Annotated in this window: 19 protein-coding genes; 4 read left to right on the top strand and 15 right to left on the bottom strand. The window is 33.7% G+C overall.

Annotation, left to right across the window (positions count from 1 at the left end):
• Positions 1–26 precede the first annotated feature (26 nt).
• Positions 27–908, top strand: coding sequence for a DUF72 domain-containing protein (locus tag EG242_RS01930; protein WP_124898228.1), 882 nt, complete (start codon positions 27–29; stop codon positions 906–908).
• Between the two features lie 26 nt (positions 909–934).
• Complete coding sequence (locus tag EG242_RS01925; RefSeq protein WP_124898227.1) at positions 935–1,660, top strand: YqjF family protein; 726 nt, start codon at positions 935–937, stop codon at positions 1,658–1,660.
• A 95-nt stretch (positions 1,661–1,755) separates the two neighbouring features.
• On the opposite strand, the gene EG242_RS01920 is transcribed toward EG242_RS01925, so the two are convergent.
• Positions 1,756–2,793, bottom strand: coding sequence for an LLM class flavin-dependent oxidoreductase (locus tag EG242_RS01920; RefSeq protein ID WP_124898226.1), 1,038 nt, complete (start codon positions 2,791–2,793; stop codon positions 1,756–1,758).
• 426 nt (positions 2,794–3,219) lie between these two features.
• Here EG242_RS01920 and EG242_RS01915 point away from each other — a divergent pair, with 426 nt between their 5' ends.
• Both EG242_RS01915 and EG242_RS01910 read left to right on the top strand, forming a co-directional pair.
• Complete coding sequence (locus EG242_RS01915) at positions 3,220–3,849, top strand: outer membrane beta-barrel protein (RefSeq protein ID WP_124898225.1); 630 nt, start codon at positions 3,220–3,222, stop codon at positions 3,847–3,849.
• Positions 3,850–3,856: 7 nt separating this feature from the next.
• Complete coding sequence (locus tag EG242_RS01910; RefSeq protein WP_124898224.1) at positions 3,857–4,432, top strand: porin family protein; 576 nt, start codon at positions 3,857–3,859, stop codon at positions 4,430–4,432.
• 243 nt (positions 4,433–4,675) lie between these two features.
• Here EG242_RS01910 and EG242_RS01905 read toward each other — a convergent pair whose 3' ends face one another.
• The 14 genes from EG242_RS01905 to EG242_RS01840 all read right to left on the bottom strand — a co-directional run bounded on the left by EG242_RS01905 (position 4,676) and on the right by EG242_RS01840 (position 20,019).
• Positions 4,676–5,857, bottom strand: a complete 1,182-nt coding sequence (locus EG242_RS01905; RefSeq protein WP_124898223.1) for an oxygenase MpaB family protein — start codon at positions 5,855–5,857, stop codon at positions 4,676–4,678.
• Between the two features lie 83 nt (positions 5,858–5,940).
• Positions 5,941–8,493 carry a TonB-dependent receptor gene (locus EG242_RS01900; RefSeq protein WP_148090569.1) on the bottom strand — a complete coding sequence of 851 codons (2,553 nt, stop codon included), beginning with the start codon at positions 8,491–8,493 and terminating at the stop codon, positions 5,941–5,943.
• A gap of 127 nt (positions 8,494–8,620) precedes the next feature.
• Positions 8,621–9,412: a GLPGLI family protein gene (locus tag EG242_RS01895; protein ID WP_124898221.1), complete on the bottom strand. Its 792-nt coding sequence runs from the start codon at positions 9,410–9,412 to the stop codon at positions 8,621–8,623.
• A gap of 68 nt (positions 9,413–9,480) precedes the next feature.
• On the bottom strand, positions 9,481–9,798 hold the full coding sequence (locus tag EG242_RS01890) for a hypothetical protein (RefSeq protein ID WP_124898220.1): 318 nt from the start codon (positions 9,796–9,798) through the stop codon (positions 9,481–9,483).
• Positions 9,799–9,980: 182 nt separating this feature from the next.
• Complete coding sequence (locus tag EG242_RS01885) at positions 9,981–11,354, bottom strand: NADH-quinone oxidoreductase subunit N (RefSeq protein ID WP_124898219.1); 1,374 nt, start codon at positions 11,352–11,354, stop codon at positions 9,981–9,983.
• 22 nt (positions 11,355–11,376) lie between these two features.
• Complete coding sequence (locus EG242_RS01880) at positions 11,377–12,777, bottom strand: complex I subunit 4 family protein (RefSeq protein WP_124898218.1); 1,401 nt, start codon at positions 12,775–12,777, stop codon at positions 11,377–11,379.
• A 10-nt stretch (positions 12,778–12,787) separates the two neighbouring features.
• Complete coding sequence (gene nuoL, locus EG242_RS01875; protein ID WP_124898217.1) at positions 12,788–14,659, bottom strand: NADH-quinone oxidoreductase subunit L; 1,872 nt, start codon at positions 14,657–14,659, stop codon at positions 12,788–12,790.
• 1 nt (position 14,660) lies between these two features.
• Positions 14,661–14,981, bottom strand: a complete 321-nt coding sequence (gene nuoK / locus EG242_RS01870) for an NADH-quinone oxidoreductase subunit NuoK (protein ID WP_091098646.1) — start codon at positions 14,979–14,981, stop codon at positions 14,661–14,663.
• A gap of 1 nt (position 14,982) precedes the next feature.
• Positions 14,983–15,489: an NADH-quinone oxidoreductase subunit J family protein gene (locus EG242_RS01865; protein ID WP_124898216.1), complete on the bottom strand. Its 507-nt coding sequence runs from the start codon at positions 15,487–15,489 to the stop codon at positions 14,983–14,985.
• A gap of 2 nt (positions 15,490–15,491) precedes the next feature.
• On the bottom strand, positions 15,492–16,031 hold the full coding sequence (locus EG242_RS01860; RefSeq protein ID WP_124898215.1) for a NuoI/complex I 23 kDa subunit family protein: 540 nt from the start codon (positions 16,029–16,031) through the stop codon (positions 15,492–15,494).
• Positions 16,032–16,043: 12 nt separating this feature from the next.
• Positions 16,044–17,075 (bottom strand): NADH-quinone oxidoreductase subunit NuoH, encoded by a 1,032-nt coding sequence (gene nuoH, locus EG242_RS01855; RefSeq protein ID WP_124898214.1) that lies wholly within the window; start codon positions 17,073–17,075, stop codon positions 16,044–16,046.
• A gap of 2 nt (positions 17,076–17,077) precedes the next feature.
• Entirely contained in the window at positions 17,078–18,100 is a 1,023-nt protein-coding gene (locus EG242_RS01850) for a 2Fe-2S iron-sulfur cluster-binding protein (protein ID WP_124898213.1), read from the bottom strand.
• Between the two features lie 10 nt (positions 18,101–18,110).
• Entirely contained in the window at positions 18,111–19,475 is a 1,365-nt protein-coding gene (nuoF, locus tag EG242_RS01845; protein ID WP_124898212.1) for an NADH-quinone oxidoreductase subunit NuoF, read from the bottom strand.
• A gap of 4 nt (positions 19,476–19,479) precedes the next feature.
• Positions 19,480–20,019 (bottom strand): NADH-quinone oxidoreductase subunit NuoE family protein, encoded by a 540-nt coding sequence (locus EG242_RS01840; protein WP_124898211.1) that lies wholly within the window; start codon positions 20,017–20,019, stop codon positions 19,480–19,482.

The following is a 20,019-nucleotide window of genomic DNA, read 5'->3' as shown; positions in this document are numbered from 1 at the left end:
ATAAAAAAGCTATCTTTAAATAAAAAATGAAATTTGGAAAAGTTGCCGATCCGTCTTTGGTCGATTTTACCTTACCGCCAACTGCGCCCGAAACCTATCCCGTTTTAGGAATAAATCCTAAAGCTAATTTCGAGGTTTTTGTAGGTTGTGCCAAGTGGAACAAAACCGATTTAAAAAACTTCTACCCAAAAGGCACAAAATACGAATTGATGTATTACAGCAAGCAGTTCAATAGTATCGAGCTGAATGCTACTTATTACCGTTCGCCATCTAAAGATCAGGTGCGGATTTGGAACGATAAAACGCCCGAAAACTTTAAATTTTTTCCTAAAATTCCACAATCTATCAGTCATTACAGTCGGTTGTTAAACACCAATGAAAAAGTTTTGACATTTACCGATGCTTTGGCGTTTTTCGAAGATAAATTGGGAATGATCTTTCTACAAATGCACGAAAACTTCAAACCAAAAGATTTTGATCGATTACAGAAATTTATCGAAGAATTCCCAAAAGGTTTTCCGTTAGCTGTTGAGGTTCGAAATGAAGAATGGTTTGCATATAAAACCATTTTCAATCAATATTGTAATTTGTTGCAAAAGCACAACGTAGCAAATATTATCGTTGATACTGCTGGTCGTCGTGACATGCTTCACATGCGTTTAACCGGCAACACGGCTTTTGTGCGATACGTTGGTGCAAATACCGCTGCAGATTACGACCGCTTAAACGATTGGCTTACGGTTCTTAAAGACTGGCGCGAAAGCGGTTTACAGAAACTGTATTTTTTTATCCATCAAAATACTGAAGTAGAATCGCCTTTGCTGGCAACACATTTCATAAAGCAATTGAATGGCGAATTTAAGTTAGATATTCCGTATCCTGGAAAAAATGAGTTGTCACTATTTTAAAAAAAAACTTATATATACATTTGATTATGAGTTTATCAATCAAAAAAATACTGAAACAAACCGATCACCGAACTTGGGATTACCCAAAACAGCCTTATAGTTTCTATCAGGAATGGAACCGCGCCTTGTTTTTTCATTGGAAGGTTGATGCCGATGTTTTGCAGGAATTAATTCCCGATGGTTTAACAATTGATCTGTTTAATAACGAAGCTTATGTGTCGTTGGTGGCATTTACTATGGAAAAAATACGACCGCGGTTTTTACCTCCGTTTGCACCCATTTCTAATTTCGATGAGATCAACCTGAGAACTTATGTTGTAAAAGATGATATTCCGGGAGTTTGTTTTTTAAACATCGAAGCAAGTAAGATCATTTCGGTTGCCGTTTCTAAATTATTGTCGGTTTTACCTTACGAACATGCCGATATGTTTCGAAACAATAAAGATTACTTTCAATCTGATTTTAAAAAGAAGAATTTTTCGTTTGCAGCAAAGTATGAAATTGGAACCGAAATAACAGATAAAACCGATTTAGATTGTTTTTTAACCGAACGATATTGCCTGTATGTTGATGCCGATGAAAATTTGTATCGATACGATATTCATCATATTCCTTGGCCGTTACACCAACTAACGCTTTACGAATTGCAGACAAATTATGTTTTGGGCGATTTAAATTTAAACGAACTTCCTTTAAAAGTTCAATATTCAAGCGGTGTACAAGTTATTGCATGGAATAAAATACAAGTTTAGTTTTAGCGGTTTGTTTTTTTAGAAAATTGTAATTTTAATATTTTGTTATAAAAAACAAATGGATTTAGCATACACTAAATCCATTTGCTGATATATTATTCCCCCAAAGCCTTTCTAACTTCGGGAGCTACTTTGGTTCCAAACAATTCAATAGATTTCATCAACATTTTATGATCGGGATCGCCTACATCCATCTGACCTACAAAACGGGTATGACCAAACCATTCGTGCTGTTGCAATATTTTATCGATAATTGCATTGGGTTCGCCCATAAAATAAGCACCTTCTGGTCGGGTGGTGTTCATGAAAACTTCTTTGCTGAAAGGTGCCCATCCTCGACTTTTTCCAATATTGTCCATCTGTGCTGCATAAAACGGATAATATTCGTCTTTTATACTATTCGATGTTCCTGCAAAGGTATGCGAATTAATGCCTATCTGCATTTTTGTTGCATCGTGACCTGATGCTAAATAATTCTCTTTGTAATAATCAACCAAAGGTTTAAAATTTACAGGCAATCCACCAATAATTGCAAAAGTGATCGGCAAACCTAAACGAGCAGCACGAAGAACCGATGCCGGCGTTCCACCAACTGCGATCCAAACGGGAAGTTGTTCTTGAACCGGTTTTGGATACAAGTTTACATTTCGCAAATTTTGTGTTAATCTGCCGTCCCAAGTAATATCCGTTCCGTTTTTGCGAACCAAATCTAAAAGCAACATCAATTTATCTTCAAACAAGGTGTCGTAATCGTCTAAACTAAAACCAAATAACGGAAACGATTCGATAAAACTACCTCGCCCCGCCATGATATGCGCTCGTCCGTTTGATAAGTTATCCAACATACTAAAATCTTCAAACAATCGTACAGGATCACTTGAACTTAAAACCGTTACTGCCGACCCTAATTCAATGTTTTTAGTTACGGCAGCTGCCGCACTTAAAAACAGTTGCGGATTGGTAACGCTGTAATCTTCTCTGTGGTGTTCGCCCATTTCAAACACATCTAAGCCTACTTCATCAGCCAATTTTACTTGTTCTAACATTTCGGCAAAACGCTGTTGCGGACTTTTTCTTTTTTGAGTTTGTTGATCTAAATGTAAATCGCCAAACATTGATATTCCTAATTCCATAATCGTTTAATTTTAAGTAAAGTTCGTGAATATCTTGCTCAATACACTTAATGTAGTGTAAGAAGTGTTTATACTACTTTTAAAAAACATTCGTAGTTCCTTATAAAATATCCACAGTTGCACAGATTTGTATATTTTTTAACCACAAATAATAGAAAACATAGTTATTTAATAGCAGGTTTATAAACGAAAGCTATAATTAGATTTTATCAGTGATAAAACACATAGTAAAGCTGTGTTTATTTTGCACGATACAAAAGCTATGTATCCTAAAATTTGTTCAGCAGTAAATGTAGATCTATGTGGAAAAAAAATAACTGTTTGGTTTTTTTAGTTTATTACATATAAATAATGCACTACGGGTAAAAAAACTATTTATTCAAGTAAATAAAAAAAGTAGTATATTCGACCCATAAATTCTTTTTTATGAAAAAAATATTCGTAGCAGCAGCTTTATTGGTATTTGGTATCAGTAATGCGCAAGTGTCTTTTAAACCTGGGTTTAAAGGTGGTTTTTCATCCTCTACAGTTACTGGTTATGGTGCTGATTATAGAAATAATTTCTATTTAGGTGCTTACGGTACTTTAAAGTTGGGCAAGGTGTATAACATGCAATTTGAAATGTTGTATTTGCGTCAAGGAGCTGACAATTTACAAGTGGTTCGATATGATAATTATAATGGCAGTAATGTAGCGATTAAAGCAACTAATGTGCCCTTAGATTATCTGAGTTTGAATTTAATAAACAAGTTTAATTTTGATAAATTCAGTTTACACATTGGTCCCGGGTTAGATTTTAAAGTTTCTGAAGAGAACATACCTACTTATGCAGAAGGTTCGGGAGTTTATTACGATAATTTAGTATACACCATTAGCAACGATGTTGATTTAACTTTTAATGTTGGTTTGGGATATAATATTACAGAGCAATTTGGTATTGAAGCGCGTATGCGTCAAGGTTTAATTGAACCTATATATGCCAATACAAATAGTTATGGATCATCTTCGCACTTAAATCGATCTTTTATGGTTGGTGCTACTTATACGTTTAAATAATTAAAATATGAAAAAGCTATTTATTTTAAGCGCAGCGATTTTTGGTTTTGCTGCAAATGCACAAACCGAATTTACAACGGGAGTAAGAGCTGGTTTAAATATTTCTACAATTGAGGATGTTGAAGCATCAAGTAAAGCAGGCGCGTATTTAGGTGTTTTTGGTAACTTCAAGTTTGCAAAGTTCTATTCGTTACAACCTGAACTGAATTTTTCTATGCAAGGTGCCAATGATGTGCATTTAAGTAGTCGTTATTTTCCTGCAACGAGCGGTGGAAAAGATGATGTTCCATTGAATTATATTGGTTTTGCAGTAATGAATAAGTTTAATTTAAAATCATTTTTCTTACAAGTAGGACCTTCGGTAGATTTTTTATTAACGGAAAGTATTTATACTTCAAGTTCGGTTGATTTAGCTTTAAATGTAGGCTTGGGTTATGATATTACCAATAACTTATCAATTGAAGGACGATATAAAGCAGGTGTTGCAGATGTAATTGATGATGATACCTATTGGCTTTTTTATTTTGGAGATATAAACTACAACAGTGTTTTCCAAGTAGGTTTAACTTATAAGTTTAAATAAAGTGATTTAGACTTTTTCTATGTGAAAGTTAAAAGTCCCGTAGGGACGAGCTGTACATAAAAAATCAACGATTTGAAAAATAAAGCTCCGTTAGGAGCGACCTGTAAAATTAGCAGGTTGCTCTTAACGGAGCTAATATTTGATAAATAATATCATCCTATGAACTAATTGCTTCTACGGAGTATTATCCAAAAAAGTTTAAATGAGTTCAATAAATAGAAAGCTGTCGGTAAAATACCTTTTTTACTTTTCCTTTTTGTACAAATCCCAAACGTCTTCTTGTTGTTTTCGTCCTTTTATAGCGAATTTATTATATGCTTTTGAATTGCTTTTCGCTTTTTTGTCGAAGTATTGGTTGATGTTATTCAACAGTAGAATCCAATATTTAGCGTTAGAGTAGGGAAGACCTAATGCCGATCGACTTTCGCTTCCTAACAATACTTCATTGTAACCTACATTTGTTTTTTGCACAAACCATTTCATAAAGGTGTTATTGGTAAAGCTTACTCGTTTGGGTTCATCGTATAATGACCATGCTAAATCTTTAGAATCTTGATCGATGCCTTTTTGCGTTTTACTCCATAAATACAATTGTTTAGCGGCATCTTCAGCTGTATCAGGTAATAATTCAACCGGAATTCCCAAAAGATAGCCTGCGTATTTCCAGAGATGCAATACGGCATTTAATTCTTCATTGGTTGGTGGAAGTTTCAGTTTAGATAATCCGTCCATAAAAGCAATCGAAAAACCTAAATTGGTAGCTAACATATCCCACAAATTAATTGGTCTGCCCCAAAGTTCCGATTTCCAATCCGTCGATTTCTCTATCTGAATTCTCGAATAAGAATGAATCAATCGTGTTGTTAATATGGAATAGACACCTGCTTTCTGGGGTTTTAAACCATCAATTGTTGTTACATGCATCCAGAAATCAACTGTGTCAGCCAATCGTTTTACGGCTCCTTTGTGCAATGCTTGTGTAAAGATTAAAGGTTTGTTTATAGCCGAGGATTCGTAACCGCCCATTAAGCAATAATTCCGCAATACAGACAAAGCAGAAGTTCCGCATCTGTTACAATAAGTCGCTGCTAAATTGACCTTATCAAAATCGACCCAATCAGGGATATTTGTGAGCTGTTCAAAAAGTAGTACCGTTTCTGACGTTAGATCTTTTTTGTTTGAAGGGAATGATGAAAAATCAAGATGTAAATTCCCAATAGCTTCGCCAAACGGTTTATTGGTGAAATATTCTTTAGCAACGGTGTCGCCCAATTCATCAACCTGAAAATACAGTGGAATAAGTTGTTCGCTTTCTTTCAAAGAAACATCCGGTAGTAATTTGGGCAATAAATTATCATTGGTAGGTTTCCAGTAACTAGAAAAAGAATGGTTGTTTTCGGGCTGATATCTTTCGGGAGCTTTCATAGTTTAAAGATATAAAAAAAGGTTGATTTGAACTTCAAATCAACCTTTAGTAAAAAGTTAAAAATAGATAATTGATTGTATAATTATAACGAAAAAATTATACCAAAATTTGTAAATCCTGATAAAGAACGCATTATAATTTCTTGCGTATAATTTGGAGTTGCCATTAAGTTGTTTTTAGTATTATTCTCACGAATGTTTAAAATGTTTTTTGCATTAAAATAAAACTGTATTTTTTTACTGAAGTTATATTGTGTTCTAAATCCTAAATCAAAAATATTTTGTGATTGTACAGATGATGATTTATAAATAAAGTATTGAGAATCTATACTCCAATTAATTTTATCATTTAATGCTACTCCATTTAATGTGATAAATGGTGTTACTCTTTCTAGTTTAGCCAAATTAGAAGAAATAGCAGTGTTGTTTTTACTAATATTATTCATATAGTTAACGCCAGCATTAAAATTTAATTGGTTGTTTTTAAAATAACTTTGAATATAAAGTTTGGATGATATGTTATAGTTTTTATTATCGCTTGTTTCATTGTTCAATACTGTTTCAAGTTGTGAAACACTACCAAACGAGTTAAAATTTAATCCAAATGGTATATGCCGAAATTTTTTATTGAAAGTAAGATTTCCAGATGTTGTCTTATTTGTGTCTATATACTGAAAATTTTGTTGTGTGACTAATTCCAAGTTATTAAATGTACTCTCCAATTTTTTTCTATCGCTATTGTGGGAAAATGAAAGAGAAAAGAATATGTTTTTTTCAGGAATATTATACATAATACCAACATTATAAGAATCTGTTATCATTAATTCAGGAACAACGAATGATGGTGAAATATAAGATCTATAATCATCAACTATATTTTTGGATAGAAAATTCAGTATCGAAAATCCGTTTAAATTGGAATTATAAGAAATATATGCAGATAAATTTTCTCTTAAATTGCGAGAAATACTAAAATTTGGTAAAATAGCACCTAAAGCTTTTTTAGAATCTAGTAAATATGAATGATTAGTGTAATTGTATTGAAAGCCTAAACTATAATTAACCAAAGGTTTTTTTAAAGTACCCTGATATTGAACACCAATTATATTTTCGGTTTTATTATAATCATCATTTAATTGATATGCGTTTAGCTCATTTAAGTTATTATTTAAATGCTCATTTGAACGACCAAAATAAGTTCTAAAAATTAATTTATCACTTCCTAATTTCCAAGACATTCTACCCTGAACTCCAATGTCACTACTTTTTACATTTGATTTTTGATGTAAATTGGATTTAAAAATATCAAACCAAGAAAACACTTCCGATGAATTATAATCTTTATTGGTATTTGTGGAATTATTGTCGTAAAAAGCTACAACATCCATTAATAGATTTTTAGATAACGTGTTTTTATATATAGCATTTACACCATATTTGTTTGTGGTGAATTTTAAATCATTATTAAAATTTAATTTGTTATCGTTTAATAATAAGGTAGATTCTAAAAATTGATTTTGATTATCTTTAGACCATAATGAATAACCGTTTACATTAAAATAGGAATTATTTTTTAATTTAACTTCATATTTTAAGACATTTGAAGCATAAGCCGATGTACCTGTTATTTTATCTAATCTGTCAATATTGCTTGATTGCCCATCGAAAAAGACTTGCTTATTAATTGATTCTTCGGTTTGATCTAATAGATTAAAAATTGATATAAATTCTATTTTTGACTTGCTATTAAATTTATGTGATAGATTTAGAGTATAATTGGTTAGTTTTCTTGATTGTATATTGTCATCTGCAAACAAAAAAGACGGTAAATCTAAATCTGAAGTTGAGAAGCCTCCTTGCGAGAATTGTTCACTAATAATTCGCTTGCCATTCATTTTTCGGGTATCCATATAATCTTTAACCGATAAAACGCTGTAATTAATGTTATTAGTGTTTGTTACCACATTAAACATTGTTTTTTTGCCAAAATTATAAAGGTTACCGTGTAAATTATAGCGTTCTTTTAAACCGCCTTCTGCTGTAATGTTTCCTTTAAATCTGTTTTTATAGTTGTCTTTAATACCAATATTTAATGCTGTTTTTCCGTTATCTTCAAAATCTTTTATGCTTGATAGGTTTTTATAATTGGTAAGCAATTCTATTTTTTGAATCATTTCAGCAGTTATATTATCATTGGCGATTTGGTGGTTTCTATCGAAAAATTCATTGCCATCAAATAGCAAGTTATCAATTATTTTTCCGTTATATCTTATTTTTCCATCCTCATCAATCGCTAATCCTGGTAATTTATTGACTACATCTTTTAGTTTTAGTTCTGAACCATTCAACAATGATTTTAAATTGTATTGTAGTGTATCTCCTTTTTTAATTACATCATACGCTTTTGTGTCTATTACTATTTCTTCAAGTTCATTTGTTTTTGCTTCTAATACAATGCTTAAAAACTGGTTTGTATCTAAAATTAATTCTTTAGATTCATAAGAAAAATGTTGCACTTTTAACTTTAGAGGAAAGGTATTGGTGTTTGTAGCAATAGTAAAATTACCCAAACTGTTTGTTTGGGTATAAGAAATGGTTTTATTGGTATCAATACTTATTAGTTGAATAGTAACCAAAGGTATTTTGTTGCCGACTTCGTCTGTTATAGTACCATTAATTTCTTGCCCATAAAAAGTACAGGAAAATAAAATAATAAATAATGATAAGAGTATTTTGTAAGTGTTTTTCAACTAAAAATAAAAATTAGTAAGAAATAGTTCGTTTGTAGTTATTTGTATTTGGTATTTTTTCTATTTTATTTTCAAATTGTTTAAAATTAGTTTTACTGTTTTTTATTAACTCCTCGAAAGTATAGATTCTACCAATATAATTAGGCTTATTCAAAACAATAGGTGCGTCTAAAAATTTTACTGAACTTGCAATATATTCCATTGCATCCACACGCAGATATAAGATAAGCCCAGGAAGTCCATCAAATTTTTCTGGACCAGCACTAATTGGTATTTCCTCACTATACCATGCTTCAAAATGATGCCCCATAATTTTTGATATTGCTTTTGTACAAACATAACCGTTAATTTCTTTTTTTTCGTCGGTTATGTCCCAATTCCAATCAAAAAAATCATCTATAATCTCTTTCTTATCATTTATAAATAATTCGGCATATATTTTTTTGTTTAAATAATCTTTAAAAATTTTTTTTTCAAAAACCCTATATCTTTCTGCTGTATCGTTAAATGTTCCAACAAAAGTCATTTTTTCACCATTTCCTAAATCTACTTCTTCTGTGGTAGGTTCTGTGCTAGTATTTAAAAGTACTGAAAAGTCTTTGTTTTCATATGTTGAAACGCCATCACTATAGGTTAGGGTATAACCAAATCGGTTTGGTTCAAAGTCTTTTTGTAAAAACTCAGGAAGTTTTTTTATTTCTTCTGGATTTTTTACTATTCTATTTTCAAAATACTCTACCTGTATTTGTTGTGAAAATGAATAAAAGTAAAAAAAGCAAAAAAAGAATAAAGAATATTTAAGCATAATTTTATAAAATTTTAAGCGATTGTTTATATTAAACAATCGCTTAGTTGTTATTAACTAAATTTAAATTAGTAGCCGTAACCCCAACATGATGTTGTAGTTTGAACACCAGTATGTCCCATCGCCGTACAAGTTGTACATTGACCAGTAACTTCATAAACAAGGGTAACGTTATAATATGGCTGACCAGTTACAGGACTAGTGCCTTCGTCAACAAATGTTTGAACATATCTACCATAAGTTGTAGTACTACAAATTTGATAACCGCCCTCTGAATTTTCAGTTTCATTTTCTAGGACATTAGTTACTGGTGGATTAATGTTTGAATCCTCTAAAGTGTTTACAACTTCGTTAGAAGCAAACCCATTAGCTGCGAAAGCTATCATTGCAATAGCTAAAGATAATTTTTTTCTCATATCAGTATTAAATTAACAATTAATTAATACGTCAATAATAATAATAATAATAATAAGCAAGTATTTGAGTGTTTTTTTCTTTAAAAAAATATTAGATATGAAAAAAGGTTGATTTGAACTTCAAATCAACCTTTAGTAAAGTAATTAATTAACTAAAATAAATCTATTATTAACGATGGGCAAAATCCAATGATTAAATTGATTACAATTGCTATAATTGCAACCGTTGAATAGATAAAGTTTTTTGGATACGTAGTTTTTGCATCGCTGTTTTTATACGTAAACATGGTTATTATCACTTTTAAATAGTAATAAATACTTATGATAGACGTAATTACTGCGATAACTACCATTACATAATATCCTTGATTTAAGGCTTGTGTAAACAGGAATAATTTTCCGAAGAATCCTGCAAGGATCGGAATTCCTGCCATTGATAATAAGGCTAAAGACAATGTTACTGCCAACACGGGTTTGTGTTTTGCAAAGCCACGGAAGTGTATGATTAATTCTTCTTTTTTATCCTGACATACATATAATATCACACTAAAAGCAGCGATTCCGGCAATGGTATAAGCTACCATATAGTAAAACAAATGTGGTTCGGCATCTTTACCAATTAAAATGGCCATTAACATAAAACCTGCGTGTGAAATACCCGAATACGCCATTAAACGCTTAATGTTGTTTTGTTTTAATGCCATTACGTTTCCAACAATCAATGTTGCGATGATTAAAAAGGCAATTAAACTACTGAAGTGAGCGGGCATTACCGGGAAAAATACCAAACTTAATTTATAAAAACCGCCAACAGCTGCTACTTTTGCCAAGGTGCTCATGGTTGTTGTGGTTAACAACGGTGATCCTTGATATACATCGGGAGCCCAGAAATGAAACGGGAAGGCAGCAATTTTAAAAAGCAAACCAACCAACATCATTACAAAACCAACCATAAACCATTTTGGCATGGCTAATTGTGAACTTGCTAATTGAATTTGATCCAAATCAAACGATGCAGTGGCACCATAAATTAAAGCAATACCAAATAAGATAAATCCTGAGGCGAAAGATCCCATTAAGAAATATTTCATTCCGGCTTCGTTACTTTTTATGTTGATTCTATCGCTTCCCGCTAAAATGTATAAAGTGATCGATAAGATTTCTAATCCTAAGAAAAACATAACCATATTGCCAAAAGCAACCATACAGTAAGCTCCGATCAGTAAAAAGATTTTTAACGAAGTGTAATCTGATATTTTATCGTACTGCTCTTTATAAAAAGATTGTCCTAATGCTACAATGAAAAAGGTTAATACAATGAATAAAGAACTGAATAGGGTAGTGGTTTTGTTTACTACAATCATGTTGTTGTAAAACGAATCGATTGTATTAAAGTCGCAAATATTAAAACCCAAAGCAACCAATAACCCAATTAAAGTTAAAGGAACAATTGTTTTTCTTAGATTAATAATTTCTAAGACCAATATAAGAACTGCTAAGGATGCTAAAGCTATTAATGTACTCATAGTTTAAATTTTCTATGTTCTTTTAAATGAATAAATCGGTTAGTAATTTTGGATAGATTCCTAAACCAATTAAAACCACACAAATAAGTCCTAAAACTACATATTCTTTTGTAGTTACTTCAGAAAACACTTTTGAATTTGGCGAACCAAGAACTGCATTCTGAAACATTTTCAACATATAATATGCTCCAAGAATAATTGATGTTCCTGCGAAAACAGCATACAATAATTCTTTTTCTGATAAGGCAAATAACAAAGTGAATTCACCGATAAATCCAAAAGTTCCAGGTAAGCCGATTGATGCAAACATGATGATTAAAAAGAACGTGGTGAATTTTGGTGCTTGTGAACGAATACCGCCCATATCTTTTATCAAATAACTATCGTATCTATTGTGAATAATATCTGCCAGATAAAATAAACCAACCACTACAAAACCGTGCGCTACCATTTGAATAATAGCTCCTTGATAACCTGTGGTGTTTCCAATATAAGCTCCGGCAGCAATCAAACCAACGTGTGCCATTGATGAATACGCCAATAAACGTTTAATGTTTTCAGAACGAAGCGCAATTAACGATGCATAAATAATTCCGATGATACATAAAACAATTACCGTATTAATGATTTCGGCAGAAACATTCCCTGCAATAGGCATTTGCCAGCGTAAAATAGAATACAATCCCATTTTTAACATGATACCCGATAGCAACATGGTACCAATAGTTGGCGATTTTTCGTAGGTATTTGCCTGCCATGTGTGTAACGGAAATACCGGAATTTTAATGCCGTAAGCCAAAAAGAAAGCCAAGAAAATATAATTTGCCTCTTTGGTTGAAAGCATTACTTGTGATAAATCTGTCCAAGCGAAACTTCCTGTTTTGGTATATAAGTACGCAAAAGCCGCTAACATGAACAACGATCCTGCAAAAGTGTAAATGAAAAAGGTAATCATTACGCGTTTACGCACTTTCCATTCGTCGCTTCCCCATAACAATCCAATAAAGAAAATAGGTAGTAAAGCTAATTCCCAGAAAATATAATAAACCAAACCGTCTTGTGCTAAAAAAGTTCCAGCCATAGCAAACGCCATGAATAAAACCAACGCATACAACTGGTTTGCTTTTGAATATAAGGTGTTGAACGATGCTAATATAATAATTGGCAACAATAAGGTGGTTAACAACAACATGGTTAAGCTTAACCCATCTACCACAAATGATAAAGAAATATTTGGGTTAGAAATCCATTGTTGTACAAACGAAATATTGTTTCCGTTCATAAAATCAACAGCCAAAATTAATGCAATAACAGCGTTAATTAAACTGGTTACTAAAGCTATTTTAGCTGCATTTTTAGATTTTGATGCCAATGTAGCAACAGCTCCTAAAATATAAATAAGTAAAATAATAATACAATTCATTGTCCTAATTTTAGTAACACATAAATAAATAATACAACAAGCCACAAACGCCAATTACAAAGGCAAATAAGTACAAGCCAATGTTTCCGTTTTGTGCTTTTTTACCTTGATACGATAATTCGGCAGGAATTTTACCAAAACTTACCACAACACCATTAATTAATCCGTCGATTTGATTTTTAAAGAATGATCCAAAAAAGTTTAATGGCTGAACAATTAATGATTGATAGATATCGTCTAAATAATATTTGTCTACAAACAATTTTTGTAAGCCCGAAACATTGTTGTCGTTCACAGGAACTTGTTTGTTTTTAATGTATTTTGCGTAAGCGACACCTAAACCAATCAAGGCACCTACAACTGCTAAGCCCATTAACAGATATTCGGTGGTGCCTAATACGTGTGGATGCGATGCTGCGTTATTTTTAATAACTGGTTTTAAAAATTCGTTTAACCAACTATTTCCAGGAATACTGATTAATCCGCCAATTGCAGCCAAAACAGCTAAAATGATTAAAGGAAACGTCATGGCAGACGTGCTTTCGTGTAAATGATCTTCTTGTTCTTTTGTTCCTCTGAATTTGTTGAAGAACGTTAAAAACAACAATCTAAACATATAGAAAGCAGTTAAAATGGATGCCAAACTTGCTACTATCCATAAAACAATATTGTTATGAAAAGCAGTTAACAAAATTTCGTCTTTCGAGAAGAAACCTGAAAGTGGTGGAAATCCTGAAATAGCTAATGTTGAAATGAAAAACGTTAAATAAGTGATTTTCATGTGTTTTTTCAATCCACCCATGTGACGCATATCTTGTTCGCCACCAATTGCGTGAATAACCGATCCCGATCCCAAGAACAAACAAGCTTTAAAGAAAGCGTGTGTAATTACGTGAAAAACCGCTACTTCATAAGCACCTAAACCTAATGCCAAAAACATTAAACCTAATTGCGAAACGGTAGAATATGCCAGTACTTTTTTAATATCGTTTTGAACCAAAGCAATAGTTGCTGCCATAAGTGCTGTTACGGCTCCGATTACTGCAATAATATGTTGCACATCTGGAGTTAGATCGAACAAAAAGTTTAAACGGGTAATCATAAAGATACCTGCTGTAACCATTGTTGCCGCGTGAATTAACGCCGATACAGGTGTTGGACCTGCCATGGCATCGGGTAACCAAGTGTAAAGTGGTAATTGTGCACTTTTACCAGTTGCTGCAATAAAGAACGCCATAGTTGCAATTCCTAAAGTTGGCGCAAGGTAACTTTGTTCTTGTAAAGCGACAAAATCTAATGTATGGAATAAATATCCTGTTACGAAAATTCCGATCAAGAAACCTAAATCACCAATACGGTTCATAATAAAAGCTTTCTTGGCTGCGTTGTTATAATCTTGGTTTTTATACCAGAAACCAATCAATAAGTACGAACACAAACCAACACCTTCCCAACCAATAAACATCATGGCTAAGTTGCTTCCTGTTACTAAAATCAACATGAAGAATACAAAGAAGTTTAGGTAGGTAAAGAATTTAGAGAAATTCTCGTCATGGCTCATATAGCTTGTTGAATACAAGTGGATCAATGTTCCGATACCTGTAATGAACAACAACCAAAGTGCAGCTAACTGATCGAAATAAAATCCGAAATCAACTGTGAAATAAGTGAATTTCATCCATTCAAATAAAACCACTTTAACCGGTTCTTGCGAACCTTGTATATAAGCAAAAAAGATGCACGATGTAACAAACGATGCCGCAATAGCTAACGTTGCAATAGCACCCGATACTTTTTTGCTTAAGTGTTTGCCCCAAAATCCGTTGATTAATGTACCAACTAAAGGGAAAATCAGCGTAAGTAATAATATAGTTGTGCTCATGCTATCCTTTTAAATTTTTAAGTTTATCAATATCAATTGATCCAATGTTTCTGTAAATAGCTACTAAAATGGCTAAACCAATAGCAACTTCGGCAGCAGCCACAGCCATTGTAAAAAATACAAATACTTGTCCGTTGGCATCTTCATGGTAATTAGAAAAGGCAACAAGTAATAAGTTGGCGGCATTTAGCATGATTTCGATCGACATAAACATAACAATTGCGTTACGACGATATAAAATACCAAAGGCTCCAATACTAAAAAGAATGATACTTAAGTAAATGTACTGGTCTATGCCTATTTGTTGTAAAACATGTTCCATACTATGCTGTTTTTTTATCTTTTTTAGAAATTAATACGGCTCCAATCATTGCCATTAATAACAATACGGCTGCCATTTCAAAAGGTACTACAAATTCGTTCAATAACACTTTTCCTAATACTTGGATTGATTGAAAATCTACGCCAGTTGTTGAATAGCTTTCTAAAGCCGGAGCTGTTTGGGCTAATGAACTTACCAAGAAAAATCCGATTAAACAGAAACAAACCGTTGCAACTATTTTTGTAACCACAGGTTTTGCAATTTCATCGCTGATGTTCAAATTCATTAACATAATGGTAAACAGCATTAAAATCATAATGGCACCAGAATATACAATGATGTGAACCATTGCCAAAAACTGTGAGTTTAACAACGCATAATGACCTGCAATACTGAAAAAACATACTACTAACCAAATAGCACTGTGTATAGGGTTTTTAGAAAGAATGGTTAAAAACGCGCTTCCTAAAGTAACTGCCGAAAGAATATAAAATAAAATCTCTATCATTTTTATTCTGATTTTACGGTGTTGTTAATAGCTTGTTGTAAAGGCATAACCAATTGTTCTTTTCCAAAAATAAAATGCTCGCGATTGGTATCAGCTTTTACTATTTTTTTAGAGGTTGTTAAATAGATGGCTTGTTTAGGGCAAGCTTCTTCGCACAAACCACAGTAAATGCAGCGCAACATGTTAATTTCGTAGATTTCGGCATATTTTTCTTCTCTGTAAAGATGCTTTTCTTCGGGCTTGCGTTCGGCAGCTTTCATAGTGATCGCTTCCGCAGGACACGACAAGGCACATAAACCACAAGCTGTACAACGTTCTCTACCTTCTTCATCGCGCATTAGCATGTGCTGACCACGATAAACAGGACTAAACGGACGTGTTTCTTCAGGATAACTAATGGTAACCTTCTTTTTAAATAAATGTTTAAAAGTAGTAGCCATACCGCCAGCAATTGCACCAATGTATAAACGCTCGCCTAAAGTCATTTCTTTATTAGAAACCTGCTTCTTTCTACCTGATAAGGATGTATTTTGAATAGACATAATTTCTATTTTTTATCGATTTAATAATAACACCACCGCAGTAACTACAATGTTTAAAATAGCTAAAGGGATTAATGTTTTCCAACCTAAATTCATTAATTGATCGTAACGGAAACGTGGAATAGTCCAGCGAACCCACATATACAAGAAAATAAAGAAACAGATTTTAATGAACAATACAGCAATACCAATAATGTTGGCAATGTTTTCGCCCCAGTTTTCGGCTGCCCACGTCATTCCTGGATAATTGTAAGCTCCTAAATAAAGAACTGCCAATAGGGTAGAAGAGATGAACATGGCTGCATATTCAGCGAATAAGAAGAATCCCATTCGCATAGACGAATATTCGGTATGATATCCCCCAATTAACTCTTGCTCACATTCTGCCAAATCAAAAGGAGTTCTGTTTGTTTCTGCAAATGAACAGATTAGGAAAATGAAAAATCCTAATGGTTGATAGAAAATATTCCAGTGCATTTCTGGCTGACCTGCTGCAATTTCGCGCAAACTCATAGAGCTGTGCATCATTAAAATAGCAACGATAGACAATCCCATAGCAATTTCATAAGAAATCATTTGAGATGCCACACGCATAGCACTAATTAACGAATATTTGTTGTTAGATGCCCAACCACCAATCATAATTCCGTACACACTTACAGAAAGTACTGCAAATACATACAGCATCGCTACATTGATATCGGCAGCTTGTAGAACTACTTTTCTGCCACCAATTTCTAATGTATCTCCCCAAGGAATAACCGCTGAAGTCATCAACGCCATGGTCATCGAAATAAACGGACCAAATACGAACAAAAACGTATTAGGTGTGTTTGGCATAAATTCTTCTTTAGCAAACAATTTTAAACCATCGGCTAAAGGTTGTAACATTCCGCCTGGTCCTGCACGGTTTGGACCTCTACGGTCTTGTATCCACGCGGCAATTTTACGTTCAGCCAAGGTACAGTACATGGCAAACAACATGGTAATTGCAAAAACAGCTACAATGATTACGCTTTTTTCTATAATGATTGCTTCTTCCATAATTAACTGTTTTTATCGGTTTTATATGGAACTTCTGTCATACTTATTTTTTTGCGATCTTGATCTCGACCTTCCAAAATATGTTTCTCTGTATCTATAACAACTTTATCCATTTTACGGGTATAGTTGTTTTGATTGATAACCGAGAATTTTTCGAATTTTCTTGGTCCTTCAATAACCCAATCAGAAACTTCTTTATGATCGAAACGACAAGAATTACAAATGAATTCTTCTACTTCATGGAACTCATCTTTACGAGCCGTAACACGTTGAATTTCGTTTCCAAACATCCAAACGGTCGTTTTTCCACAACATTTATCACAGTTTCTATGTGCATTGAATGGTTTATTAAACCAAACACGTGACTTGAAACGGAAGGTTTTATCGGTCAAGGCTCCAACCGGACAAACATCAATCATATTTCCTGACATTTCGTGATCGATAGACGCAGCAACATAGGTCGAAATTTGCGCGTGATCGCCACGATTCATAACCCCGTGATTTCTGCTGCCACAAACCTGTTCTGCCGTATGTACACAACGATAACACAAAATGCAACGGTTCATGTGCAATTGAATTTTATCACCGATATTTTCCGGTTCAAACGTTCTTTTCTCTTCTTTAAAACGCGTTTTTTCCAATCCGTGTTTAAACGAAAGATTTTGTAAATCACATTCACCCGCCTGGTCACAAACTGGGCAATCTAACGGGTGGTTGATTAATAAAAATTCAGTAACTGCTTTACGAGCATCCATTGCTCGATCCGAAGTTTTAACTTTTACTTCCATGCCGTCCATAACACCTGTTTTACAAGAAGGCATCATTTTAGGCATTGGGCGAGGATCAGCTTCGCTACCTTTTGATATTTCTACCAAACAAGCACGGCAATTTCCTCCTGTATCTTTTAGTTTAGAATAGTAGCACATTGCAGGTGGCGCCACATCGCTACCCAACATACGTGCAGCCTGTAGTACAGTTGTTCCTGGTTCTACTTCTAATTCAAATCCGTCTATAGTAACTTTCATAATCTATATTTTAAACGGTAGCATTTGTTAGTAAATGTTTCACTTTCTCGAAAGGTTCATTTACAAAATGATCTCTGTTTTTAATTTTTTCTGGGAAACGAACGTGGTACTCAAACTCATCTCTAAAGTGACGAATTGCGGCGGCAACTGGCCAAGCAGCAGCATCACCTAACGGACAAATGGTATTTCCTTCGATTTTTGCTTGAATGCTCCATAATAAGTCGATATCTTCTTCGGTACCTTGACCGTTTTCTATTCTCCACAAGATTTTTTCCATCCATCCTGTTCCTTCTCTACAAGGCGAACATTGTCCACAACTTTCATGTGCATAAAATCTTGAGAAATTCCAAGTATTTCGAACGATACAAGCGGTGTCGTTGTATACGATAAATCCACCTGAACCTAATGATGATCCTGTAGCAAAACCGCCGTCTGATAACGATTCGTACGTCATTAAACGATCTTCACCGTTTGCTGTTTTAAAGATTAAATGATTAGGTAAGATTGGCACTGATGAACCTCCAGGAATCAATCCTTTTAACGGACGATCATCAATCATACCGCCACAATATTCATCAGAATTCATGAATTCATCAACGGTCATTCCCATTTCAATTTCATAAACTCCCGGTTTTTTCACGTGTCCTGAAACCGAGAATAATTTGGTACCGGTAGATCGTCCCAAACCAATTTTAGAATAATCTTCGCCCGAATTCATAATGATCCAAGGAATAGATGCAATAGATTCTACATTATTTACAACAGTAGGGTTTTGCCACAAACCTTTAACAGCAGGGAAAGGCGGTTTGATACGCGGATTTCCACGTTTACCTTCTAAAGATTCAATCAAAGCGGTTTCTTCACCACAGATATACGCACCACCACCACAATGAACGTGAAGATCTAAATCGTAGCCCGAACCTTTGATGTTTTTACCTAACCATCCGGCAGCGTAGGCTTCTTTAATGGCGCGTTCTAAGGTTTTGAAAACCCACATGTACTCACCACGGATGTAGATGTATGATAAATTGGCACCTAAAGCGAAAGATGACGCAATCATACCTTCAATTAATAAGTGCGGAATGTATTCCATTAAATAACGGTCTTTAAACGTACCAGGTTCTGATTCATCGGCATTACATACCAAATGACGTGGATTTCCTGATTTTTTATCGATAAAGCTCCATTTTAAACCTACTGGGAAACCAGCACCACCACGACCACGTAAACCCGAAGATTTTACTTCTTCGGTAATGGCATCCGGATCCATTTTTAAGGCTTTTTCTACGGAAGCATAACCACCATTTTCGCGATAAACATCGTATGTTTTGATACCCGGAATATGGATTTTTTCAAATAATATTTTTTGTCCCATGGTACTATTTATCGTGTAAGGTTATTTTTCCTTCTTTACAATCGTTGATTAATTGATCTATTTTTGCTGTTGTTAAATGCTCGTGATAAAAATCGCCTAATTGTAACATGGGCGCGTATCCGCAAGCACCTAAACATTGTACACCAACTACAGAAAATAATCCGTCTGCTGTAACCTGACCTGGTTTTACTCCTAATTTTTCGCAAGTGTAATCCATTACATCTTCGGCTTTATTAATGGCACAACAAGAGGTTACGCAGAATTCTAACATATACTTTCCAACAGGTTTTTGGTTGAACATGGTATAAAATGTAACCACTTCGTAAACCTCAATTGGAGTTATGTTTAGTAATTCGGCTGCTTTATTTTGTAATTCAACACTCAACCAATTGTCGTGCGCATCTTGTAACTCGTGCAAAACAGGTAAAAGTGCCGATTTTTGTTTTCCTTCTGGATAATGACTGATCAACTCTTGTACACGAGCTATTAAGGCAGGTGTCATGTTAATCTCTTGATGATATATTTTTTTTTGTACTGTTTCCAT

Origin of the sequence: Paenimyroides viscosum (assembly GCF_003858535.1) — a bacterium.
Classification (GTDB): Bacteria; Bacteroidota; Bacteroidia; order Flavobacteriales; family Flavobacteriaceae; genus Flavobacterium; species Flavobacterium viscosum.
The sequence above is the reverse complement of the archived record's forward strand: the minus strand, read 5'-3'. Positions and strand labels throughout refer to the sequence as shown.